The sequence below is a fragment of the Bradyrhizobium sp. CCGUVB4N genome (genome assembly GCF_024199945.1).
In the GTDB taxonomy this organism is placed as follows: Bacteria; Pseudomonadota; Alphaproteobacteria; order Rhizobiales; family Xanthobacteraceae; genus Bradyrhizobium.
Genome location: NZ_JANADP010000001.1, coordinates 5136339 through 5160766 on the forward strand (window position 1 = coordinate 5136339; position 24428 = coordinate 5160766).

The following is a 24428-nucleotide window of genomic DNA, read 5'->3' on the forward strand; positions in this document are numbered from 1 at the left end:
GGGTCGCATTTGTCCAGTACGCCCGCAGTCGCTTCCGGCCATCATCCCGACCCTCTGCCGCTTGCCATGACCATGGGCGCCCTCGGGGTGGTCTATGGCGATATCGGCACCAGCCCCCTCTACGCCCTGAAAGAAGCCGCCAAGGCGGCCGCGCATGGCGGCACAGTGACCCCCGAGGCTGTCCTGGGCGTTGCCTCGCTGATCCTGTGGGCGCTGCTGCTGATCATCTCGCTGAAATATGCGCTGCTGATCTTGCGCGCGGATAACCGCGGCGAAGGCGGCATCGTCGCGTTGCTGGCGCTGCTGCATGCTCGTCACGCCCAGCCAGGCACCTGGCGCGCCCATCTCCTGGTGGTCGGCCTGATCGGCGCTGCGTTGCTCTATGGCGACGGCGCGATCACGCCGGCGATCTCGGTGCTCTCGGCCATCGAAGGCCTCAAGGTCGACGCCCCCTCGCTCGCGCCGGCGGTGGTGCCGATCACCATCGTCATCCTGGTCGGCCTGTTCATGATGCAAAAGCAGGGCACCGGCTTCATCGGCCGCATCTTCGGACCGGTGATGCTGGCCTGGTTCTTCGTGCTCGCCGCGCTCGGCATCCACGGCATCGTCAAGGCGCCGGCAGTGCTGGCGGCACTGAGCCCGCTCTACGCCTTCGAGTTCCTGATCCACCAGGATTTCCACGTCTCCTTCGCGATCCTCGGTGCCGCTTTCCTCGCCGTGACCGGCGGTGAGGCGATGTATGCCGACATGGGGCATTTCGGGCGCCTGCCGATCCGGCTTGCGTGGTTCGCGATCTGCCTGCCGGCGCTGGTGCTGAATTATTTCGGCCAGGCCGCGCTCCTGATCACCGATCCCGGCATGATCGAGAATCCGTTCTTCCAGCTCTGCCCGGACTTCCTGCATTACGGGCTGGTCGCATTCTCGGCCGTTGCGACTGTGATCGCCTCGCAGGCGATCATCTCCGGCGTGTTCTCGCTGACCCAGCAGTCGATCCAGCTCGGCTTCCTGCCGCGCATGCAGATCCGCCACACCACCAGCGATGCGATCGGCCAGATCTACGTGCCACTGGTGAACTGGCTGCTCGCCGCCGCAACGCTCGGCGCGGTGGTCAGCTTCGGCACGTCGGACGCGCTGGCCGGCGCCTACGGTATCGCGGTCTCGCTGCTGATGGCGATCACCACCCTGCTCGCAGCACTGGTTGCGATCCAGTGGGGCTATTCGCCGTTGCTCGTCGTGGCCGTGAACGGCTTCTTCTTCGTGATCGACGTGATCTTCTTCTCGGCCAATTCGATCAAGCTGTTCGAGGGCGGCTGGTTTCCGCTGCTGCTCGCCGCCTTCGTCGCCTTCCTGATGCTGACCTGGCGCAGTGGCGTGAAACTGGTCGAAGCTGCGCGCGGAAAACTGCGCCAGCCCGAGGAAGACCTGATCGAGACCGCGGTCAACAAATGCAGCGCACGTCTCCCCGGCACCGCCGTGTTCCTGGCATCGGCGGCGAAAGGCGTGCCGCTGGCGCTGACGCAGTTCGTCAAGCACAACCACGTGCTGCATGAGCGCATCATCCTCGTCACCGTGCTGATCGAAGAGGTGCCGCACGTCCCCGACGAAGCGCGCGCCGAGGTGATCGAGATCATCGCCGGCATCACCCGCGTCGTGCTGCATTACGGCTTCATGCAGAACCCGACGATCTATGAGGGCCTGACGCTCGCCTGCCGCCAGGGCAAGCTGCCCGGCATCGACCTCTCCGACATCACCTATTATGTCGGCCGCGAGACCATCATTCCGAGCGAGGACATTCCGGGCATGTGGGTCTGGCGCGAAGGCCTGTTCGCCTTCCTCCAGCGCAACGCCGAGCGCTCAGCGGCGTTCTTCGGCGTGCCGACCAAGCAGGTCGTGGAGTTCGGCACGGAGCTGGAGATTTAGCGAAGTTCGTAGCCCGGATCGCTCCATCCGGACCACGGAGCCGCGCATTACTCTCCGTTCGGCTCCCCGTTCGCCCCGTTGCCGTTCTCGGCCTCTTCCGTGATGTGCTCGACCGAGACGACGTGCTCGTCCTCGGCGGTGTCGAACACGATCACGCCTTGCGTCGACCGGCCGGCGACGCGGATGCCTTCGACCGGGCAGCGGATCAGCTGGCCTTTGTCCGTCACCAGCATGATCTGGTCGGCGTCTTCCACCGGGAACGAGGCCACCAGGTTGCCGTTGCGGTTGTTCACGCTCATGGCGACGATGCCTTTGCCGCCGCGGCCCGTGGTCCGGTACTCGTAGGATGAGGTCCGCTTGCCGTAGCCGTTGATGGAGACGGTCAGCACGACCTGCTCGGCCGCCGACATCTCGGCATAGCGCTCCTGCGGCAGCTGGAAGCTGCCCGACGTCTCCTCCGCCTCGGCATCCGCGGGGGCTTCCTCGCTTGCGGCCTCGCCGGCGACCGCGCGGCGCATCTTCAAATAGGCCGAGCGCTCGTCGGAAGTGGTCTCGACATGGCGCAGGATCGCCAGCGAGATCACCTTGTCGCCCTCGCCAAGCGCGATGCCGCGCACGCCCATCGAGGTGCGCCCGGTGAACACGCGCACGTCGGGGACCGGGAAGCGGATGCACTGGCCGCCGGCGCCGGTCAGCAGCACGTCGTCACGCTCGGTACAGATCTGCACGTCGACGATCGCTTCGCCCTCATCGAGCTTCATGGCGATGATGCCGGAGCGGCGGACGTCGACGAAGTCGGACAGCTTGTTGCGCCGGACGTTGCCGCCTGTCGTGGCGAACATCACGTCGAGCTGGCCCCAGGTCGATTCATCCTCGGGCAGCGGCATGATGGTGGTGATGCGCTCGCCCTGCTCCAGCGGCAGGATGTTGATCATCGCCTTGCCGCGCGCGTTCGGCGCGGCCATCGGCAGGCGCCAGACCTTTTCCTTGTAGACCTGGCCGCGGGACGAGAAGAACAGCACCGGAGTATGCGTCGATGCGACAAAGAGCCGGCTGACGAAATCCTCGTCGCGGGTCTGCATGCCGGAGCGGCCTTTGCCGCCGCGGCGCTGCGCGCGATAGGCCGACAGCGGCACGCGCTTGACATAACCCGCGTGCGAGACGGTGACGACCATGTCCTCGCGCTGGATCAGGTCCTCGTCCTCGACCTCGCCTTCCTGCTCCATGATCAACGTCTTGCGCGGGGTGGCGAACTCGGCCTTCACCTCGGCGAGCTCGGTCTTGATGATGGTCAGCACGCGCTCGCGCGAGCGCAGAATGTCGAGATAATCGGCGATCTCGCCGGCAAGCTTGTCGAGCTCATCGCGGATTTCGTCACGGCCGAGTGCGGTAAGCCGTTGAAGCCGCAGGTCCAGAATGGCCCTCGCCTGTTCCATCGACAGCCGGATCGTCCCATCCTCGCTGATGCGGTGGCGGGGATCGTCGATCAGCGTCAGCATGTCCTCGACATCGCGGGCCGGCCAGTCGCGCGACATCAGGGTGTCGCGCGCGGTGGTCGGGTCAGGCGAGGTCCGGATAACGCGGATCATCTCGTCGATATTGGCGACTGCGATGGCGAGACCGACCAGGATGTGCGCGCGATCGCGCGCCTTGGCGAGCAGGTACTTGGTGCGGCGAGTGACGACCCGCTCGCGGAAGTCGACGAAGATGGCCAGCAGGTCCTTCAGATGCATGATCCGCGGACGGCCGCTGTCGAGCGCCACCATGTTGACGCCGAAGCTCGTCTGCAGCGGCGTGAATCTGTACAGCTGGTTCAGCACCACATCCGGCACGGCGTCGCGCTTCAATTCGATGACGACGCGGTAGCCATCGCGGTCGGATTCATCGCGCAGGTCGCCGATGCCTTCGATCTTCTTTTCCTTGACCAGCTCGGCGATGCGCTCGACCATCGTCGCCTTGTTTACCTGGTAGGGAATCTCCGTGACGATGAGCGCCTCTCGCTCCTTGCGGATGGTCTCGATGGCGACCTTGCCACGCATGACGATCGAGCCGCGGCCAAGGTGGTAGGCCGAGCGGATACCCTGCCGTCCGAGGATGACGCCGCCGGTCGGGAAATCCGGTCCCGGCACGATGTTGATGAGCTCGTCGATGGTCAGCGCGGGGTTGTCGATCAGCGCGACGCAGGCGTCGATGACCTCGCCAAGATTATGCGGCGGGATGTTGGTCGCCATGCCGACCGCGATGCCGCCGGCGCCGTTAACGAGCAGGTTCGGGAACTTGGCCGGAAGGACCGACGGCTCGGTCTCGTTGTTGTCGTAGTTCGGCTGGAAGTCGACGGTGTCCTTGTCGATGTCGGCCAGCAGGGCCAGCGCCGCCTTCGTCAGCCGCGCTTCGGTGTAACGATAGGCGGCCGGGGGATCGCCATCGACCGAGCCGAAATTGCCCTGACCGTCGATCAGCGGCACGCGCATCGAGAAGTCCTGCGCCATGCGGACCATGGCGTCGTAAATCGACTGGTCGCCGTGCGGGTGATACTTACCGATGACGTCACCGACCACGCGGGCGGACTTGACGTACTTCTTGTCCGGCGTGTGCCCCTGCTCGTTCATCGAGTACAGGATGCGGCGATGCACCGGCTTCAGACCGTCGCGGGCATCTGGCAACGCACGCGCCACGATCACGCTCATGGCGTAGTCGAGATAGGACTTCTTCATCTCCTCGAAGATGGAGACGGGGCGAATATCCGAGGGTTGCGCCGGCTGGTCGCCGGGCTTGTTGTCGTCGTCAGCCAAGGGGGAATCCGGTGAAATTTTATCTGGGAATCATATAGCGCATCGACGCCCTGATAACCACCCTTGGGGGCTTCCGGGAAGCGCTTTTTCCGACTGTTTTTCCAGAGACTTACGCCACTCCTGCCACCGTCTCGGGCGGGGTCCGAAGGAGCGCCCTGGAACCGTCCCTTACGCCCCGAAAAACACGCTGTGCATGATGCGTCCGGGCAGCAGTGTGAACAGGCCCGCCACCACCAGCGCGCCGGTAAAAAGGAAGATCATGGTCCACCGATGCGCGGCGACGCGATGCGTGTGGGCCCGCCATACCGCGAGCGGCAGCATCACCAGCGTGAAGATCGACAGCAGATGGATCGGGCTGAACGGCCCGACCAGGCGGATCTGGTGGATCCAGAACGACGAGACGGCCACCACGGCCATCAGTGCCACCCAGATCCAACCGATCGTCCGGTGCGGCAGCGTGCCCTTGGGCGCGGCAAACTGCACGAGGCCGAGCACGAAGGCCGCCATCGCCGCGAAGGCGTGCAGCGGGATCGCAGGTGCAGCGTCAAGCAGCGGCGTGAAGCTCATGTGGCCCTCTGGTCGGAACCGACCATGTGAATAGGATTAACATAAAGTTAATACCATTCACATCGCGACCCGTCAAAGGCTTGAGGCAGCACATGAGACCAGCCCGGAAAAGCCGAGCCTGGCCCGTCGATTGGCAGGAAATCCTACCGCCTCACACGAGCCGGCTACCGCGTTGGAAGAGAAGCGCCCTCTCGGCGAACGCCACCGTGGCGACGTGGAAGATTCCGTCGACCACCAAAAGCTGTGTATCTAGCCCTGACTATTTCGGAGCGGTCAAAGTGACCAACGTCCTCTTCGTCTGCAGCGCCAATCGCCTCCGCAGTCCGACGGCCGAGCAGGTGTTTTCGACCTGGCCAGGGATCGAGACCGACTCGGCCGGCATCTCGAACGACGCAGACGTGCTGTTGTCGACCGAACAGGTCGAATGGGCCGACATCATCTTCGTGATGGAGAAGGCCCATCGGACCAAGCTGAACCGGAAATTCCGCGCCAGCCTGAATGGCAAGCGCGTCATTTGCCTCGACATTCCGGACGACTACGAGTTCATGGATCCCGTCTTGGTCGGGATGCTCGAAAACCGGGCCGGTCGTTTTCTGTCCCGGCCCGCGCCAACTCGCTCCACCCGCGTCAAAGGCTGAGCCTCAGAACGGGATATCGTCGTCCATGTCGTTGTTGCGGCCACCGCCGCCGGCCGCAACCGGGCGGCGCGGCGCGCTGCTGACCGGACCGGACGAGCCGAAATCGCCGCCCGGCTCGTCACCGAAGCTGCCGCCTCCCCCGCCACCGCCGCGACCGTCGAGCATCGTCAGGGTCGAGTTGAAGCCCTGGAGCACGACTTCGGTGGAGTACTTCTCAGCGCCCTGCTGATCGGTCCATTTGCGGGTCTGCAGTGCGCCCTCGATGTAAACCTTGGCGCCCTTCTTCAAATATTGCTCGGCGACCTTGCAGAGCCCTTCATTGAAGATCACGACGCGATGCCACTCGGTCTTTTCCTTGCGCTCGCCGCTGTTCTTGTCGCGCCAGGTCTCGGAGGTGGCGATGCTCAGATTCGCGATCGGCCGCCCGTCCTGGGTGCGGCGGATCTCCGGATCCTTGCCAAGATTTCCAACCAGAATGACCTTGTTGACGCTTCCCGCCATCGCCGCTCTCCACTCCAAATGCCAATGAATTTCGAAAAGGCGCGCCCGCGCTGCCGCCTGTTGGGCCGACCCTATACGCTTACGAGCACTGATCGGCCCGCCACGCCCTCGGTTATCCCCATATATAGCATCGGCGGAATATTTGTTCCAGATTTGTTCCTGCCAAAACTGGCGCCGATTTTGTGCACAACGCGTTCCTGAGGCCGCTATTCACTGTGCGATGAATTGGAACTTTCCCGAGTTCCCTAAAACGCCAAAAACTTCTTAACATTCATCAACTTGCGCGGTCTTCGATTGGCCGGCAAGTGTTGCATTCCGGAGACGGACTCCACCTCGAGATGCGCGTAAGGTTGCCTCGAAATTGTTCATTTGGGCGTCGCGCCTGACTGACCGCTCCGGGGACCTTTGGAGCGGTCGACATTGGGGAGACTGTAATGAAGAAAATTCTGTTTGGAGCAATCGGTATCGTTGCGTTGGGCTTGTCGGCTCCCGCAAGCGCAGCGGATATGGCGGCACGCCCCTACACCAAGGCGCCAGTTGTGGCACCTGCTCCCATCTACACGTGGACTGGCTTCTATCTCGGTGTTCAGGGCGGCGGTGGCTGGGGCCGAAGCAACGAAACATATTTCCTTGCCCCCAATACGCCTGCCTTCGTCGGATCGCAGAACTACGACACCAGCGGCGGCTTCGTCGGCGGCGTCGCCGGTTACAATTGGCAGATGGGCGCCTTCGTCATTGGTCTCGAGGGCGATTATCACTGGGCCGACATCAGCGGTCGGTCGTCGGTGATCAATGTTGGTCCGCCGAACCTCGGCGACAGCTACGCCACCAAGCTGCGCGGCTTCGGAGACATCAAGGGCCGCGTTGGTTACGCTTGGGGACCGGCGCTCTGGTTCGTGAGCGGCGGTGCGGCCGTCGGCGATATTCAGCACCGCTATGACGCAGCCCTCAACGGCGGCGCGGCCAACACTTTCGTCCAGAACGACTGGCGCTGGGGTTGGACCCTCGGTACCGGCGTGGAGTACATGTTCGCTCCGAACTGGTCGGCAAAGGTTGAGTACAACTACATCGACCTCGGCAAGAGCACGATCCAGTACTCGCCCGTGGTGGCGAATCGCTCGGAGTGGAACGACACGATCCACACCATCAAGGCCGGCGTGAACTACCACTTCAATTGGGGTACGCCCGTCGTCGCGAAGTACTGATCCATTTGAAACCATTCAGGAATCAAAGGCCGGCCTTGTGCCGGCCTTTTTGTTTTTTGTTCCCGATGGGAACTATAGGTCAGCGACTGTTACATTTTGTATCTGTTGTGGCATTTGAGAGACACAACTTGCGGCTTCAGTGGTGTAAGCCGACGTCAGTTGGACCACAGCGTCCGATACTGCTTCCGACGCACGGAAGTCCAAAACAGAAACTGGGACTGGGATTTGTTGAATATGAAGAAGATCTTGTTGGCTTCGGCCGCTCTGCTCGCCCTCACTGGCGCCGCTTCGGCTGCCGACCTGGCGGCTCGCCCCTACACCAAGGCTCCGGTGGCCGTGGCTTCGGTCTACAATTGGACCGGCTTCTATCTGGGTATCGTCGGCGGCGGCGCCTGGGAAGATTCGGGCAGCCCGCGGATGCAGGGTGGCTTCGTCGGCGGCACCGCCGGCTACAACTGGCAGACCGGCAACGTTGTGTTCGGTGTCGAGGCTGACGGCGCCTGGGCCGATGTCAGCGCTTCGGCGACCGGCGCGACCGTCGTCCCCGGCTTCGGCGTCGTGACCGCGACCGCCAGCTCCAAGACCGACGCGATGGGCACCGTGCGCGGCCGCATCGGCTACGCCATCAACAACGTCCTGGTCTACGGCACCGGCGGCTACGCCTGGATCGACAACAAGATCACCCTCTCCGCGCTCGGCGTGTCCGCGTCGGACAGCAAGTTCCACTCCGGCTGGACCGTCGGCGCGGGCGTCGAGGCGTTCTTCGCTCCGCAGTGGTCGGTCAAGGGCGAGTACCTCTATCGCAGCCTCGGCGGCGAGACCTACTTCACCGGCGCTCTGCCCACCGGCACGCTCAACTTCCACACCGTGCAGGTCGGCGTGAACTATCATTTCAACGGCCCGATCGTCGCCAAGTACTGAGTTCAGTACCGGGCTTCGGCTCTTACGCCATCACGTTACGAAAGGCCGGCCTTGTGCCGGCCTTTTTGTTTTCGCCGCCCGGTGCGACGAACCGTCATCTCGATGGAGGCGCTTTCCCGCATGTTGTGGCTTATCGGGCACACAACCTGTAGATTAATTGCGCTAGACATAGGCGAACGGACCTTCGAGTCCGATGCCCTTCCGCTACACGGGACGGCCAAGCAGAAACTGGGGATTAGGTTGAAATGAAGAATATTTTGTTCGCTTCCGTCAGCTTGCTCGCAGTGAGCGCAGTCGCCCCCGCGATGGCCGCAGATCTCGCCGCACGCCCCTACACCAAGGCCCCGGTGGCCGTGGCTTCGATCTACAACTGGAACGGCTTCTACATCGGCGGCAACGCCGGCGGCGGCTCGAGCCACAATTGCTGGGATACGACCAGTGTCGCTGGCGTCGCCGTCCCCACGACGAGCGAGGGTTGCCATAATGCGACCGGCGCCCTCGTCGGCGGCCAGATCGGTTATCGCTGGCAGGCCACCAACTGGGTGTTCGGCCTCGAAGCGCAGGGCGATTGGGCTGATCTGAAGGGTTCGAACACGAGCTCGCCGGCCGCCTTCTTCCCGCTGGTGAACAATACCAAGATCGACGCCCTCGGCCTCTTCACCGGCCAGGTGGGTTATGCCTGGAACAACGTGCTCTGGTACGTGAAGGGCGGCGCGGCCGTCACCCACAACAAGTTCAGCGGCACTCTGGCTGGTGTCACCTTCGGCTCCGCGACCGACACGCGTTGGGGCGGCGCCGTTGGCACCGGCATCGAGTTCGGCTTCGCGCCGAACTGGTCCGTCGGCGTCGAATATAACCACCTGTTCATGGGCAAGCACACCGACAGCTTCACCGCGTTTGGCTTGCCCTTCCGCGCTGACAGCATCAAGCAGGACGTGGATATGGCCACGGTTCGTGTGAACTACACCTTCGGTGGCCCGGTGGTCGCCAGGTATTGATCTAACGTTTCGGTTCTGACGTCATCACGTTACGAAAGGCCGGCCTCGCGCCGGCCTTTTTGTTTTCGCGCCCCGATGCGCTGAACCGTCAAGGAATCGTAAGGCGCGCGCATGGCGCTCGCGAATTGGTTCGGCGAGTTGGGGACGCGACATGAAGACTTGGGCAGTGGCTGCGATCAGCCTGTTCGCATGCGGTGCGCTTGCACCGGCCGTTGCTGCGGATCTCCCGCTCTATTCCAAAGCGCCGGTGGCGCCCGTACCCGCCCTCGAATGGACCGGCGTCTATGGCGGCATCAATGGCGGCGGCGGCCTCGGCCATGCCTGCTGGAGCGTTGTTGCCGTCAGCGGCGTTGCGATCAATCCGGCCGTCGGCGAAGGCTGCCACAATGCCAGCGGCGGCACGGTCGGTGCCCAGCTCGGCTATCGCTGGCAGAAGGCGCACTGGGTGCTCGGCGTGGAAGGCCAGGGCAACTGGGCCGACTTCAAGGGCAGCAATGTCAGCCTGGTGCGGGCGCCGCTGAACAACCGCACCAGGATCGACAGCTTTGGTCTGTTCACCGGCCAGCTCGGCTACACCGTGAACAGCGTGCTGTTCTACGGCAAGGCGGGTGCAGCGGTCGCTCACGACAAATACGACGAGTTCGTTCCGGGCGTCGGCGTCGTGTCCAACACACTCAGCCAGACCCGCTGGGGCTACAGCGCAGGCTTCGGCGTGGAGTATGCCTTTGCGGAAAACTGGTCGGTCGGCGGCGAGTACGACCATCTGTTCCTCGGCCATCACGGCGGCGATCTCGCCGGCGCTGCGCTCGTTCCGCCCGGTCGCACCGAGCGGATCGGCCAGGACATCGACATCGGGCTGATCCGCGTCAACTATCGCTGGGGCGGCCCGGTCGTCGCCAAATACTGAGCGAGATGCGCTCCGAAAAAGGACTTCCTCCAAGGTCCTGGTCGTGCGCGGATTGCCCCAAATCCGCATCCAAGCGCGAACTAAGGGCCGGCCTTGCGCTGGCCCTTCGCTTGTTCCGGACGGCGCGCTACTGCCAAGTCACTGCCAAGTCTCGCCAGCGCGCCAACAATCCGTTGACGATTCGCAAGTCCCTCTGGAAATCCGTCTCCGTTCTTCCTACGTTCGCTGGCAACCCCATCGGCGCCGATCCCGGTTCCGGGCGAAGCGCGCCTTTTATGTCGGCGCGATCGCGCACCTTTGGGATTCCTTGAGGGCAACTCGGATGGATGAAGTGATCAAGGCCAAGCGCCAACAGCAGAACGCGGGCTCGAGCCTGCGCGCAATTACGATCCGTGGCGCGCGCGAGCACAACCTCAAGAACATCGACGTCGAGATTCCCCGCGACAAGCTGGTGGTATTCACCGGCCTCTCAGGCTCCGGCAAATCCTCGCTCGCCTTCGACACCATCTACGCGGAAGGCCAGCGCCGCTATGTCGAGTCGCTCTCGGCCTATGCCCGCCAGTTCCTCGAGATGATGCAGAAGCCCGACGTCGACCAGATCGACGGCCTGTCTCCGGCAATCTCGATCGAGCAGAAGACGACGTCGAAGAACCCGCGCTCCACCGTCGGCACGGTGACCGAGATCTACGACTACATGCGCCTGCTCTGGGCGCGCGTCGGCGTGCCCTATTCGCCGGCCACGGGCCTGCCGATCGAGAGCCAGACCGTGTCGCAGATGGTCGATCGCGTGCTGGCGCTGCCTGAAGGCACTCGCCTCTACCTGCTCGCTCCCGTCGTGCGCGGCCGCAAGGGCGAGTACCGCAAGGAGCTCGCCGAATGGCTCAAAAAGGGCTTTCAGCGCGTCAAGATCGACGGCACCTTCTACGAGCTTGCGGAAGCGCCGACGCTGGACAAGAAATTCCCGCACGACATCGACGTCGTCGTCGACCGCATCGTGGTGCGCGCCGATATCGGCCAGCGCCTCGCCGAAAGCTTCGAGACCGCGCTGAAGCTCGCCGAAGGTCTCGCCGTGATCGAGTATGCCGATGCACCGGCTGCGGCTGCTGCGCCCGCCGAGGAGAAAAAGAAGACCGCGAAAATCCATGACAAGAGCGGGCCCGAGCGCATCCTGTTCTCGGAAAAGTTCGCCTGCCCCGTCTCCGGCTTCACCATTCCCGAGATCGAGCCGCGGCTGTTCTCGTTCAACAATCCCTATGGCGCCTGCCCGGCCTGCGGCGGCCTCGGCGTTGAGCAGCATGTCGACGAGGACCTCGTCATCCCCGACAAGGAGCTCGCGATCGGCAAGGGCGCGATCGCGCCCTGGGCCAAATCGTCGTCGCCCTATTACACCCAGACGCTGACCGCGCTCGGCAAGCACTACAAGTTCACGCTGACCACCAAGTGGAAGGATCTGCCGAAGAAGACGCAGAACGCGATCCTCCATGGCTCCGGCGAGGACGAGATCAAGTTCTCCTACGAGGACGGGGTGCGCTCCTACGACACCAAGAAGCCGTTCGAAGGCGTCATCACCAACATCAACCGCCGCTATCGCGAGACCGAGAGCGAGTGGGCCCGCGAAGAGCTGGCAAAGTATTTCCACGACGTGCCCTGCGGCGCCTGCAACGGCTTCCGGCTCAAGCCCGAGGCGCTCTGCGTCAAGATCGGGGCCAAGCATATCGGCGAGATCTCGGAGCTGTCGGTCAAGAATGCCGGCGCCTGGTTCGAGACCGTGCCGGAGGCGCTGAACGCGCAGCAGAACGAGATCGCGGGGCGCATCCTCAAGGAGATCCGCGAACGCCTCACCTTCCTGCTCGACGTCGGCCTCAACTATCTCACCCTCTCCCGCTCGTCCGGCACGCTGTCCGGCGGCGAGAGCCAGCGCATCCGCCTGGCCTCGCAGATCGGCTCGGGCCTGACCGGCGTGCTCTACGTGCTGGACGAGCCCTCGATCGGCCTGCACCAGCGCGACAACGCGCGGCTGCTCGACACGCTGAAGCGGCTGCGCGACCTCGGCAACACCGTGATCGTGGTCGAGCATGACGAAGACGCCATTCTGCTGGCCGACCACGTGCTCGATATCGGTCCGGGCGCCGGCATGCACGGCGGCAACATCATTGCCGAAGGCACGCCCGCCGAGATCATGCGCAACCCGAAATCGCTCACCGGCAAATATCTCACCGGCGAGCTCGAGGTCGAGGTGCCGGAGCGGCGTCCGCCGAACCATCGCCGCACCATCAAGGTGGTGAATGCGCGCGGCAATAACCTCAAGAACGTCACGGCGGAAATTCCGCTCGGCCTGTTCACCGCCGTCACCGGCGTGTCCGGCGGCGGCAAGTCGACGCTGCTGATCGACACGCTCTACAAGTCGATCGCGCGCAAGCTCAACGGCGCCAGTGAAGGCGCAGCCCCGCATGATCGCATCGAGGGCCTCGAGCATATCGACAAGATCATCGACATCGACCAGTCGCCGATCGGCCGCACGCCCCGTTCGAACCCCGCGACCTATACCGGCGCCTTCACACCGATCCGTGAGTGGTTCGCAGGCCTCCCTGAAGCCAAGGCGCGCGGCTACGAGCCCGGCCGCTTCTCCTTCAACGTCAAGGGCGGCCGCTGCGAGGCCTGCCAGGGCGACGGCGTCATCAAGATCGAGATGCACTTCCTGCCCGACGTCTACGTCACCTGCGACGTCTGCAAGGGCAAGCGCTACAACCGCGAGACGCTGGAAGTCCTGTTCAAGGGCAAGTCCATCGCCGACGTGCTCGACATGACCGTCGAGGAAGCCGCCGAGTTCTTCAAGGCGGTGCCGCGCGTACGCGAGACCTTCCAGACCCTGCACCGCGTCGGCCTCGACTACATCCATGTCGGCCAGCAGGCGACGACGCTGTCGGGCGGCGAAGCCCAGCGTGTCAAACTCGCCAAGGAGCTGTCGAAGCGCGCCACCGGCCGCACGCTCTACATCCTGGACGAGCCGACCACCGGCCTGCACTTCCATGACGTCAAGAAGCTCTTGGAAGTGCTGCACGAGCTGGTCGCGCAGGGCAACACGGTGGTCGTCATCGAGCACAATCTCGAGGTCATCAAGACCGCCGACTGGGTCATCGACCTCGGCCCTGAAGGCGGCGACGGCGGCGGCGAGATCGTCGCCTGGGGCCCGCCGGAAGACATCGTGAAGGCGGCGCGGAGCTACACCGGAAAATTCCTAGAGCCGGTGCTGAAGAAGGCAAGGAAGCCGAAGCGCAGGAGCACGAGCGAGGCGGCGGAGTAGCGTTTTGGTCTGAGGCCGTAGGGCGGATTAGCGAAGCGTAATCCGCCACTGCTTATCTCGTGAAACGAGCGCGATCCGGGAAAGGACCGCCATGCCCGCTGACCTCGTGCAAACCTATCGCGCCTTCGCCCACAACAATGCGTGGGCGAACCATCGCCTGCTCACCGCCTGCGCCGGTCTCAGCCAGGCCAAGTTCGAAGCCCGGCGAACCGGCTTCTTCCCGAGCATTCAGCGCACGCTGAACCACATCTATGTCATCGATCTCTTCTACATCGATGCACTGGAGGGTGGCTGGCTCGGACCGCGCGCCTGGGCGAACGAGGTGCCCTACCCCTCGCTGTCCGTGTTGACGCCAGCCCAGGTCGCCATGGACAAGCGCCTGCTCTCCATTTGCGATGTGCTGACGCCCGAGCTTCTCGACGGCTTCGTCCGGATCAATCGCAACACATCCGTCCAGGTCGAACGCCGAGATCGGCTGCTGATGCATCTGTTCCAGCACCAGATCCATCACCGCGGGCAGGCGCACGCCATGCTGTCGGAAACGGCCGTCGCGCCGCCTCAGCTTGATGAGTTCTTCGCGGAGGGTGAAGCGCCACTCAGGGCAGCCGAGTTCGCCGACCTCGGATGGACCGAGGAGACCGTGTGGAAATCCTAGAGCGGACCGGCTTCTTCTTTCCATGCCCTGTTGCGTCATATTCGACAGGGCCAGATCACCGACCTCGATAGAGCAATGCGCAGCCGAACCTATACGCTCTTCCGCAAAGCCATCCTCGCCGAGCAACAGGTGACATGCGTCTACGAGGGTCGCCACCGCGAGCTTTGCCCGCATATCATCGGCACCAACAAGAGCGGCGAGGAAGCCGTGCTGGCCTGGCAATTTGCCGGCGAAAGCAGCGGGCCACTACCGCAATGGCGATGTCTGAAGCTGGCCAACGTGAGCGCTGCGCAGGCCCGCGATGGCCGCTGGCACGAGGGTGGCTCTCACCGAACCACTCAGACCTGCGTCAGCAACATCGATCTTGATATCAATGTTCACGTCCGCAAGTTGCGGTGACAATTGCCGTCTATGATCGCCGGGTTGATTTCAATACGCTCATGCCGCATGGCTATACTCGAATTCTGCCGAACAATTGCACGCCACACTGCTTGTCAGCGAACTCCCCCTCCTCCATGCCCTACTCCCTCGCCATCTTTGACCTCGACGGCACCCTCGTCGACAGCTTCCCCTGGTTCCTGCGCACCATCAACGACGTTGCCGATCGCTTCGGCTTTCGCCGCGTTCGGGATGAGGATGTCGAGGGGCTACGGCATGCCTCGACACGGGAGATTCTCTCCCGGCTCGAAGTGCCCTTGTGGAAGCTGCCGGCGATCGCGCGCCATGCGCGGCGGCTGAAGGGCGAAGCGGCGGCGGAGATTTCGCTGTTTGCGGGCGCCGAGGCGATGCTGCGGACACTCTCCGGGAACGGCATACAGCTCGCGCTGGTGACGTCGGACAGCGAGGTCAATGCGAAGGCCAAGCTCGGCGACGTCGCCTCCCTTTTCTCGCATTTCGACTGCGCGGCTTCAGTGTTCGGCAAACCGGCCAAATTCCGCCGGGTGATGCGGCGCGCCGCCGTGGAGCCGACCAAAGTCATCTCGATCGGCGATGAGGTCCGCGACATCGAGGCGGCGCGCGCGGTGGGCATCGCCTGCGGCGCGGTCAGGTGGGGTTATGCAGCGCCTGCAGCATTGCAGGCGCTTGCGCCGGACTACATGTTCACGCAGATGGATGAGATCGCGGATGCGCTCGGCCGGACGCCGGCACAAATCTGAAGCGCAAGAGCCCGCTGGGGAGACGGTAATGACACTCACGGACGCAGCCCGCCTCAAGCTCCTCACTCCGCCGGCCGGCCGCTTGCGCGTCGTGCTCGACACCGACACTTACAACGAAATCGACGACCAGTTCGCGCTGGTGCAGATGCTGCTGTCGCCGGAGCGGTTTGACGTCGAGGCGATCTACGCCGCGCCGTTCTTCAATGCGCGTGCGGACAGTCCCGGCCACGGCATGGAGTTGAGCTATCAGGAAATCCTGCGCCTGCTGGAACGCCTGAACGTTGCGCCGGATGGCCTGGTGCATCGCGGCGTCATCGACTATGTCGGCCCCGGCAAGATGGCCCGGACAGCCCCCGCCGTAGACGACCTCGTCGCCCGGGCCCGTGCAGGCTCGCCGGACAACCCGCTCTACGTCATCGCCATCGGCGCCATCAGCAATGTCGCCTCGGCGCTTCTCAAGGCGCCCGATATCATCGACCGCACCGTGGTGGTGTGGCTCGGCGGCCATGCGCTGGAATGGCCTGACACCATCGAGTTCAACCTCAAGCAGGATGTCGGCGGCGCGCAGGTGCTGCTCGACAGCGGCGTCCCGCTTGTGCTGGTGCCGTGCAGGGGCGTTACCTCGCGCCTTCATTCGACGGTGCCGGAGATCGAGCGCTACGTCGAGCCGCATGGCAGCATCGGCGCATTCCTCGCTCAGAGGTTCAAGGAATATTCCGAGGATCACATGGGCTGGGCCAAGGAGATCTGGGACATGGCGCCGGTCGGCTGGCTGCTCAATCCATTGTGGGCGCCGAGTGTGATCATCCCTGCCCCGGTTCTCACCGATCAGATGACCTGGAGCGTCGACCGACGGCGGCACCCGATCCGCTACGTGACCTATGTGGATCGCAATCCGATCCTGAAGGATTTTTTCGTGAAGCTGCGCGATTTTGCGGCATCGAAGGTGCCGTAGGGTGAGCAAGGCGCAGCGTGCCCACCGATAGTCTCGTGGGCACGGCGCGTTGCGCCTTTGCCCACCCTACGGCAGCGTGCGTTAATCCGCCCTACTCCGTCTTCCGCAAGAACGCCCCGAATGCGCGCGGGCCGTCGCCGGTCTTGACCTCGCCGATCACCTTCAGCTCGGCCGCATCGATGATGTCGAGCGTGTTGCTCTCCCAGCAGGCGACGATGATGCGCTTGCCGTCGGCGGTCGCGTTGATGCCTTCGGGATAGTCGCCGACATTGATGCGCTTGACCGGCTTCAGGGTCGCGACATCGAACACGCTCACCGTGCCGCCATACTGGTCGGTGACGAAGCCGCGCCCCTGCGTCAGCGCCACCGCATAGGGGCGCATCCCGACCGGCACGCGGCCGATCTCGGTGCCGCCTGCGATATCGATCACCGAGACGTCGTTGGAGCCGACATTGGCGGTGTAGGCGCGCTTGCCCTCGGCGTCGATGGTGACACCGAACGGACGGGTGCCGACCTTGATGACCCCCTTGCGCTCGCGCGTCGCGGTGTCCACCACCGAGACGCTGTCGTCGTCGCGGTCTGCCGACAGCAGCAGCTTGCCGTCAGGCGTCACCGCGAGGCCCGATGGCGAGGCGCCGACAGCGATGCTGGCGGTCACGCTGCGCGAGGCGGCGTCGATCACCCGCACCGCAGCCGCATACCAGTCGGCGACATAGACCGTCTTGCCGTCGGGCGAGACGGCAATGCCGAGCGGCCCGCCGCCGACCTCGATACGGCCGGCGACCTGCCGCGTTGCGGCGTCCACCACCGTCACCGCCTTGGCGTCCGGGCTCGTGACATAGGCGAAGCGGCCGTCCGCGGTGACGGCCACGCCGGCCGGCTTGCCGCCGATCGGGATGGTCGCGACGCTACGCGCCGACGCGAGGTCCACGACCATCAGATCGTCGCTGAGCTGATTGGTGACGAACGCCTCTTCGGCAGAGGCGGCGCCGGCGAGGCTGGCGGCGAGCGCCGCCAGGACCAGGGCCCGCACGGTCAGCTTCCGCTCTCGATCTTCTTCTTCAGCGCCTCGAGGCCGGTCTGATAAAGTCCCTTCACCGCCTTGACCGCGGCTTCATCGCTCAGCTCCGGCGGCGGATCGTTGTTGGGAAAGCCCCGGTAGAACGCACCGGTCCATTCCAGCGTCGTGCCCTTGCCGTCGGCGCTCGGCGTCACCGTGAGCGTCGAGGAATAATTGGTGACCGGCAGCACCTTCACGTCGACTTTGGTGATCCGATAGGAATAGGTCATCGCGGCGGCGTCGAACTTGTAGAGCTCCTCGTCGACGATGGCACCTCCCGTCAGGGTCAGCCGCCGCGTCGCTTCAATGTCGTTGCCCTTCTCGCCCTCGGTCTTGGTCACAGGCGGAAGCCAGCTCATGTCCTGGAAATTGCCGATCACCGCCCAGACCTTGGCCGGCGGCGCGTTGATTTCGATGGATTCCCGCACCTTCTGCCGGGTCGGTCCATGAGCCCAAGTCGGCGCAAAAGCAGCCGTCAAAGCCATTCCAGCCACCGCAAGCACCGCCACCCCGGCGATCGCCCCACCGATCGTCTTCCTCATCGCGTTTCCTCGTCCTTTGACCATGCGCGACTTGAGGCGCGCTGAGGCCATGGTAACGCATTTTCGGGCCGTGGGGAGACCGCTTCGTGGCCTCGGCGTGGCGACCGCAACGCTCGCGCCCCCACAAGCCCTTGCGTCGCCCGGCGGGCAAAACACGCCAAACGATGGTCAATACTTCCACGGTAAAACAATTCGCTTTACTCGAATTCGGAAATACATCATATTCCGACCATCCCAACCCGGCCGAGGGGCGCTATCGCGATCGTCACGACACGCGGGATGGGACGTGGTGGACGTGGGTCACATCGGCGCGAAGGGTTTTGCAGGGCGGGCAACCGTGAGCGAGACCGTCGCGCGCACGACCGGTGTGATCGGCGTACGGCAAAATCGTGTGGTCCTGGCGCCCGGAGCCTGTGCGCCAAGTCTTGTGGTGATGCGTATCGCCCAACCGGGTCTGCGTGTCAGCCATCTGCAAGGCGACGGGGGCAATAGTGCATCGCTCCCCGGGGAGATCACGACATAAGCCGTCAAACCACTGCGCAGGGAAGGCCGGATGTTTGGCTTCACCTGTATGCCGCTGTGCAGCCTCTTGTAGCGCAACCTTCGCACAGTGGACCGCGGGTGCCAGCCGGCACCCGGTCTTCCCTGCGCCCTCGGCACTTTTGAGGGCGGTGACGACCGCAAAGCTCGGGCACGGCGCGCCGCGAGGATGAGAGTCTGTGTCCGCAATCCCAAGATGTTGATTAAAACACGAAGCTTGCGGGTGGCTTGCTAAGCAGGTCCGCGCGATGCGGCACTTGGGCGCAAGCGACACCTAAAGTTGTTACCCAGAATCGCAGCAATGAATTGTAACAATGTTTCTGTCTGCTGGCATGAGGCCAGTCCCTGCCTTGCGACCCGGCAATGATTGACGGACGTCCAGGACCCTCCGACAAGCCCCGCCGAGCCGTCAGGAATTCCCCATGGTGTCCACCTATTTTGGCTATAGCTACGTCACGCGCAATCTCGCACAGACCCTGACGCGGGTGGCGCAGCAATCGGACGTGTCGCGCGAAGCTGCCTATTACAAGGCCAACATCGGCAAGGTGCACTCCGTTGACGACCTGATGAATGACTACCGCCTGTATCACTACGTCACGAAAGCCTACGGCCTGGAAGACATGGCCTACGCCAAGGCCTTCATGAAGAAGGTACTGCAGAGCGATCTTTCGGACGCCAAAAGCTTTGCCAACACGCTGATCGACAAGCGCTACCGGGAATTTGCCGCCGCATTTTCGTTCGGTGGCGGTGAAACGAAGGTTGCGCAGTCGGACAACCAGACCGACGACATGATCGGGCTGTACACGGCAGCCATGAAGAGCAACGTCGATGCTGTTGCCGCCGACACGAAATACTACAACGCCACAATCGGCAACGTGACCAGTGCCGACCAGCTTCTCAACGACGATCGTCTTCGCAACTATGTCGCCTCGGCATTCGGGATCGACCAGAGCAAGTGGCCGCGTGACACCATCAAGCAGGTCCTGACCAGCGATCCGTCCGATCCGAACAGCTACGTCAACACCACCTTCGCTTCCCAGCTAGGTGGCCTGAACGCCCAGCTGGCCCAGGCCAAATCGGATGCGACCGACGCCAGCTCGAAGATCGCCGACTACACGGCGCAACTGTCGCAGCCCGGCGCCGACGTTGCCCAGTTGAATGTGCAGATACTGGTCGAAAAATATCACCTGCAGTCGGCCGCAAGCACCATCTCCAGCACCAACGATGCCATTGCGGCGACCGGCAACTTCATGGATCTGGCCGGAGCGTTCGAGTTTTCGGCCGACGGGTCGCTTCCAACGGGGACCCCGGCGCAGACCGCCGCAAACATCGCCAGCACGACCCAGAGTTTTGACGACAGCAAGTCGGCCGTCTATGCCGCGGCAAGTCCATTGCAGGAAGCTCTGGTCATCGCACAATTCAGAAAATTCATCCCCAATGTGACTTCGCTCCAGACGCTGGTGTCCACACCAGGTGCGTATAATTTCGCGCTGGCAGCCGTAGGCCTCGATCCCACAAAGGTCTCACAGTCCACAGTGAAGGCTGTTCTCGAAAGCGACCTCAACGACCCCAAGAGCTACGTCTATACGCTCAAGGACAATCGATACGTTAAGCTCGCGCGCGCGTTCAACTTTGACGCCAAGGGCAATCTGACGACACCCCTGACCGCCCAGGGTTCGGCCGAAGTCCTCGATATCGCCAAGGACTACGTCATTGAAAAATTGAAGAATGCAAGCAAGCAGGACCAGGCCAAAGTCAAGGCTCAAGCCCAGAAAGACGCGACGGACTATCAACAGTCGATAGGCGACATCGACAGCGTTTCCGATCTCCTCGCGAACAAAAAGATGGTCAACTTCATTCTTGTCGCCAAGGGTCTCGACCCCGCGAAAGTGAGCACCGCCTATCTCAAGAAGATCTTCGCCTCCGATCTGAACGATCCCAAGAGCTTCGCGAACACGGAGAGCGACCCACGCTTTGCCGAGATCGCGGCGTCGTTCAATTTTGACAGCAAGGGCAATGTCGCGCGCCTGCCAATGGTGGGCCCGCAGAAGCGCGATCAATTCCTGGCAACGCAGAAGAACTATCTCGAGCAAAGCCTGGAGCAGCAGCAGGGCGATACCAATCCCGGCGTGCGTCTTGCGCTGTACTTTCAGCGAAAGGCGGGGGAAATCACCTCCGCATACGACATCCTGGCCGACAAAGCTCTCTCGGAGGTGTTTCGAACCACCTTCGATTTACCTGATCAGATGGCGTCGATGCAGATCGATCAGCAGGCCAAGATCGTGGAGAAATACCTCAATCTCAAAGATCTCGGAGATCCCACGAAGGTTGCAAAGCTGTTGAGCCGTTTCTCGGCCATGTATGACGCGAAGAACGCCAGCCAAACCTACTCGCCCGTGCTCGACCTCTTCCAGGGATCGAGCTCGGGGACATCAGGCTTCAGTGAATCGACATATCTGGCCATGGCGAAAATGCGCGCCAGCCCGTGGTGATCACTCTCTGTCATTGCGAGCGAAGCGCAGCAATCCAGGCTATTGCCGCGGAAAGATTCTGGATTGCTTCGCTGCGCTCGCAATGACTACGGAGAGAGCAAGGTCAATCACGCTCCCCTGCGTATGTTCGCGTTACTCCAGCGCCTCCAGCACCAGCTCCATCGTCATCAGCACCGGATTGTCGCCGCGGACCAGGCGGCCCTCGGCCATGCCACCGGTGTAGTCGATCAGGGCGACGTCGAGCGCAGCCTCCAGCGCGCCGGATGTATCAGGTGCGATCGTCCCAGCAGTGATCGCCAGCTCCGTGGCGAAGGGCTCGATCACGCCGCCATGGGTAAAGCGCGCGCCGATGGTCGAGCCGACGCCGCCGTGGATTTTTGCGCGCGCAATGCCGTGCGCCTTGCAGAAGGCTTCGAGGCAGCCGGCAAAATCCTGGTTGGGCCGCAGTCGCAGCGCGAAAGCGCGGCTCGTCGTGCGCGCACCGGTGCGCGCGGCGGCGACCGGCCCGAACAGCTTGAAATTGGTCTCTAGGTCGGGCTCCGCCGTGAACATCGCACCTTCAATGCCGAAAGCCTGGACCTCGAAGGGTTCAGAAACAACGGTCTCGTCCGGCAGCATGTGGCCGCCGCTCGCCTTGCCGTCCGCCTCGGTCCACAGCCCGTGGCAATGATAGAACGGCGCGCCGTCGCGCATGCCCAGCGTCATGCTGCCGAGCCTGGTGCGCGTCACCCCCGCCGGCCGATAGGTATCGCTGTAGAAGGCCGCATTCTCGCCTGTCCTGGACAGCGCCGGCATCACGTAACCAAACGGCCCGAGCGCGCCGTGGCCGAAATTCAGCACACCGCTGGTAAAGCCTTCCGCCGCAAAACCGCGGCGCGCGGCTTCCAGCAGCGGCAGGCCTGCTTCAACTGTGAACGAAAAGGCGCGCCCCCTCGCCTCCACCCATTGGATACGCTCAGTGACGGGCGCGCCCGGCTGCTTGATACTCCGCATCACGTCAACTCAGCCCGCCTTGGTCTTATCGAGATCGAGCAGCCCGCGCGCCTCGAGCTCGTCGCGCACCATGCGTTTCGGCACCTTGCCATAGCCGGATTTCGGCAGCGCCTCCCAGAAGAAGAACCGCTTCGGCATCTTGTAGCGCGGCACCTTCGGCAGCAGGAACGCCGCCATCTCGGCTTCGCTCACAGGCTTCGTCCCCTCGCGCGCGACGCAGACGGCGACGCCGACCTCGCCCCAGGTCGCATCGGGCACGCCGAGCACGGCGACCTCGCCGACGGCGGGATGCGTCAGGATCTTTTCCTCGATTTCACGCGGATAGATGTTGGAGCCGCCGGAAATGTACATGTCGGAGGCGCGGCCGGTGATGTAGACGAACCCCTCCTCGTCCATGTGGCCGAGATCGCCGGTGCGGAACCAGCCGTTGCGGAACGCCTTCGCGTTGGCCTCGGGGTTATCGTAGTAGCCGGCGAGCACCGCAGGCCCGATCACGCAGATCTCGCCGCTCTGGTTCGCCTTGAGCTCGCGGCCCTCGTCGTCCTGGATCGAGACCTGCATGCCGGTCCGCTCGAAGCCGCAGGTGCCGATCTTCGCATGCGGCCCGTCCTCGGGATCGTGCAGCGCGGCCGGCAGCACGGTGATGTTGCCGGTGACCTCGCCGAGGCCAAAATACTGCACGATGACCTTGCCGAGCTTGTTCAGCGCGGCCTTCTGATCCTCGCGATACATCGGTGCGCCGGCATAGATCACGTGACGCAGCGAGGAATGATCGTATTTGTCGGCGGCGGGGTGCTCGACCATCATCTTCAAGATCGTCGGCACCGTGAAGAGATTGCCGACCCGGTGCGTCGCGATCAGGCGGAACGCCTCATCGATATCGAATTTCTCGGTCGGCAACAGCACGGTGCAGACGCCGCGCGCGGTCTGCACCAGCTGATGCACGCCGGCGCCATGCGACAGCGGCGCCACCACCAGCGACGCATCCGTTTCCGTAACGCCGGGGGTGAGATCGGCGAGATGATTGGTGACGACAAAGCCCATCTGGCCGTGGGTCAGCACCGCGGCCTTGGAGCGGCCGGTGGTGCCGGAGGTGAAGAAGAACCAGCAGGGATCATCATGCTCGACCGCGACGTTGTCGACCATTTGGCCTGCCTGCGAAGCGATGGCGTCGGCCACCGAGCGTTCGGCGAACGAAGCCTTGCCGTCGATGCTCCAGGTGAACTCCAGCGCACCACCGGTCACGGCCGCCGCGTGCTCGGGAAAATCGACGTGGCACAGAAATGCCTTCGCAGCGGAGGCCTGTGCAAGATAAGCCACCTCATCCGGCATCAGGCGGAAATTGGTGGGCACCCAGACTGCGCCGAGCCGGAACGCGGCGAACATCGAGAAGAACATCTCGTCGCCATTCTTGGAATGAACGAGAATGCGGTCGCCCTTGGCAATGCCGCGCGCAGCGAGCGCCGCCGCCAGTGCGGAGACCTGCGCATCGATCTCGCGCCAGGTCCAGGATTTGTCACCCCAGACGAAGCCGGGGCGTGATCCATGCCGCCGCGCATTCTGGGTCAGCATATAGGCGAGATTCATGACGCGGCGGGACATGCGGAGCGGCTGCATCGGGCTTCCTCTTCGACGGCAGACGGCACGCAAGCCGCCCGCTCATTGGAGCCCATTTATCGTCATCGAGAGCGGCGTAGCAAGACCGCCGGCCGGGCACCAGCCCTACGGTTTCCTGAACTCGAACGGCGTCGCCGTAATCGCCTTTTCCTTGACACAGGCCTGCACACCGAAGCCGCCGCAATAGCTGCCGTGCAGGTCGAAGCGGATGACGCGCGCCGCACCTCGCTTCATCGCGGGTGCCACGATGCTGTAGCTGCGGACGTAGCCGTCGAACACGGCGTGCACGCTGCCGTCCGGCCGCGTCACCAGGATGTCCAGCACGCAACCGCCGGTTCCGCAATAGGTGCTCTCGCGCTCGCCACACTTGGTGTCGCGGAAATCGACGATGTAATCGTCGCGGCCGTCGCCGGTCAGGTCGACCTGACGCACCGTGTCCGGCGCGAAGGTTACCGCGCCGCCGCCCTGGCTGTCACATTCCTCATTGGCGTAACGCAGCGCTTTCTGCACGGCAGGCGGATAGTCGGCGGGATTGAACGGCTTTGCCTCATCGGCGCGTGCGGCGGCCGTGAGCATCGTGAGCAGAACGATCAGATATCGCATGCGCGTTGGTCGCGGGCGCAGCCGCAATCGTTCAGGGAATTTTAAACATGATCGGCGCAAC

The 24428-nt window shown here is 63.5% G+C and carries 20 protein-coding genes; 12 read left to right on the forward strand and 8 right to left on the reverse strand.

All coding sequences use genetic code 11. The features are described 5' to 3' along the window. Positions 1–66 precede the first annotated feature (66 nt). On the forward strand, positions 67–1920 hold the full coding sequence (locus tag NLM31_RS23595) for a potassium transporter Kup (RefSeq protein WP_254196250.1): 1854 nt from the start codon (positions 67–69) through the stop codon (positions 1918–1920). 47 nt (positions 1921–1967) lie between these two features. On the opposite strand, the gene gyrA is transcribed toward NLM31_RS23595, so the two are convergent. After that, positions 1968–4712, reverse strand: a complete 2745-nt coding sequence (gene gyrA / locus NLM31_RS23600; RefSeq protein WP_254193831.1) for a DNA gyrase subunit A — start codon at positions 4710–4712, stop codon at positions 1968–1970. Positions 4713–4880: 168 nt separating this feature from the next. Then, positions 4881–5279 carry a DUF2306 domain-containing protein gene (locus NLM31_RS23605; protein WP_254131635.1) on the reverse strand — a complete coding sequence of 133 codons (399 nt, stop codon included), beginning with the start codon at positions 5277–5279 and terminating at the stop codon, positions 4881–4883. A 278-nt stretch (positions 5280–5557) separates the two neighbouring features. Here NLM31_RS23605 and NLM31_RS23610 point away from each other — a divergent pair, with 278 nt between their 5' ends. Then, positions 5558–5917, forward strand: a complete 360-nt coding sequence (locus tag NLM31_RS23610) for a low molecular weight protein tyrosine phosphatase family protein (RefSeq protein WP_254131636.1) — start codon at positions 5558–5560, stop codon at positions 5915–5917. 3 nt (positions 5918–5920) lie between these two features. On the opposite strand, the gene NLM31_RS23615 is transcribed toward NLM31_RS23610, so the two are convergent. Further along, the gene (locus NLM31_RS23615; protein ID WP_063683369.1) at positions 5921–6418 is read right to left on the reverse strand and encodes a single-stranded DNA-binding protein; all 498 of its coding nucleotides are present in this window, start codon (positions 6416–6418) and stop codon (positions 5921–5923) included. Between the two features lie 434 nt (positions 6419–6852). Between NLM31_RS23615 and NLM31_RS23620 the strand changes: the two genes are divergently transcribed. The 9 genes from NLM31_RS23620 to NLM31_RS23660 all read left to right on the forward strand — a co-directional run bounded on the left by NLM31_RS23620 (position 6853) and on the right by NLM31_RS23660 (position 16520). Next, positions 6853–7623, forward strand: a complete 771-nt coding sequence (locus tag NLM31_RS23620) for an outer membrane protein (RefSeq protein WP_254193832.1) — start codon at positions 6853–6855, stop codon at positions 7621–7623. A 234-nt stretch (positions 7624–7857) separates the two neighbouring features. After that, positions 7858–8544, forward strand: a complete 687-nt coding sequence (locus NLM31_RS23625) for an outer membrane protein (protein WP_254131638.1) — start codon at positions 7858–7860, stop codon at positions 8542–8544. Positions 8545–8789: 245 nt separating this feature from the next. Then, entirely contained in the window at positions 8790–9542 is a 753-nt protein-coding gene (locus NLM31_RS23630) for an outer membrane protein (RefSeq protein WP_254193833.1), read from the forward strand. A 151-nt stretch (positions 9543–9693) separates the two neighbouring features. Next, positions 9694–10449 (forward strand): outer membrane protein, encoded by a 756-nt coding sequence (locus NLM31_RS23635; protein ID WP_254193834.1) that lies wholly within the window; start codon positions 9694–9696, stop codon positions 10447–10449. Positions 10450–10771: 322 nt separating this feature from the next. Further along, a complete protein-coding gene (gene uvrA / locus NLM31_RS23640) occupies positions 10772–13753 on the forward strand; it encodes an excinuclease ABC subunit UvrA (RefSeq protein ID WP_254193835.1) in 2982 nt (993 codons plus the stop codon). Between the two features lie 91 nt (positions 13754–13844). After that, positions 13845–14408: a DinB family protein gene (locus tag NLM31_RS23645; protein ID WP_254193836.1), complete on the forward strand. Its 564-nt coding sequence runs from the start codon at positions 13845–13847 to the stop codon at positions 14406–14408. Positions 14409–14483: 75 nt separating this feature from the next. Further along, positions 14484–14807: a hypothetical protein gene (locus NLM31_RS23650; protein WP_254193837.1), complete on the forward strand. Its 324-nt coding sequence runs from the start codon at positions 14484–14486 to the stop codon at positions 14805–14807. A gap of 116 nt (positions 14808–14923) precedes the next feature. Further along, the gene (locus NLM31_RS23655; RefSeq protein WP_254193838.1) at positions 14924–15565 is read left to right on the forward strand and encodes an HAD-IA family hydrolase; all 642 of its coding nucleotides are present in this window, start codon (positions 14924–14926) and stop codon (positions 15563–15565) included. 28 nt (positions 15566–15593) lie between these two features. Continuing rightward, positions 15594–16520 carry a nucleoside hydrolase gene (locus tag NLM31_RS23660; RefSeq protein ID WP_254193839.1) on the forward strand — a complete coding sequence of 309 codons (927 nt, stop codon included), beginning with the start codon at positions 15594–15596 and terminating at the stop codon, positions 16518–16520. Positions 16521–16611: 91 nt separating this feature from the next. On the opposite strand, the gene NLM31_RS23665 is transcribed toward NLM31_RS23660, so the two are convergent. Then, on the reverse strand, positions 16612–17553 hold the full coding sequence (locus NLM31_RS23665; protein ID WP_254193840.1) for a cytochrome D1 domain-containing protein: 942 nt from the start codon (positions 17551–17553) through the stop codon (positions 16612–16614). 2 nt (positions 17554–17555) lie between these two features. Further along, positions 17556–18122: an SRPBCC family protein gene (locus tag NLM31_RS23670; RefSeq protein ID WP_254193841.1), complete on the reverse strand. Its 567-nt coding sequence runs from the start codon at positions 18120–18122 to the stop codon at positions 17556–17558. 962 nt (positions 18123–19084) lie between these two features. Here NLM31_RS23670 and NLM31_RS23675 point away from each other — a divergent pair. After that, positions 19085–21154: a DUF1217 domain-containing protein gene (locus NLM31_RS23675; protein WP_254193842.1), complete on the forward strand. Its 2070-nt coding sequence runs from the start codon at positions 19085–19087 to the stop codon at positions 21152–21154. A gap of 132 nt (positions 21155–21286) precedes the next feature. On the opposite strand, the gene NLM31_RS23680 is transcribed toward NLM31_RS23675, so the two are convergent. The 3 genes from NLM31_RS23680 to NLM31_RS23690 all read right to left on the reverse strand — a co-directional run bounded on the left by NLM31_RS23680 (position 21287) and on the right by NLM31_RS23690 (position 24367). Further along, positions 21287–22147 (reverse strand): PCC domain-containing protein, encoded by an 861-nt coding sequence (locus NLM31_RS23680; protein WP_254193843.1) that lies wholly within the window; start codon positions 22145–22147, stop codon positions 21287–21289. Positions 22148–22156: 9 nt separating this feature from the next. Beyond that, positions 22157–23764: an acyl-CoA synthetase gene (locus NLM31_RS23685; protein ID WP_254193844.1), complete on the reverse strand. Its 1608-nt coding sequence runs from the start codon at positions 23762–23764 to the stop codon at positions 22157–22159. 105 nt (positions 23765–23869) lie between these two features. Further along, the gene (locus NLM31_RS23690; RefSeq protein ID WP_254193845.1) at positions 23870–24367 is read right to left on the reverse strand and encodes a hypothetical protein; all 498 of its coding nucleotides are present in this window, start codon (positions 24365–24367) and stop codon (positions 23870–23872) included. Positions 24368–24428 lie beyond the last annotated feature (61 nt).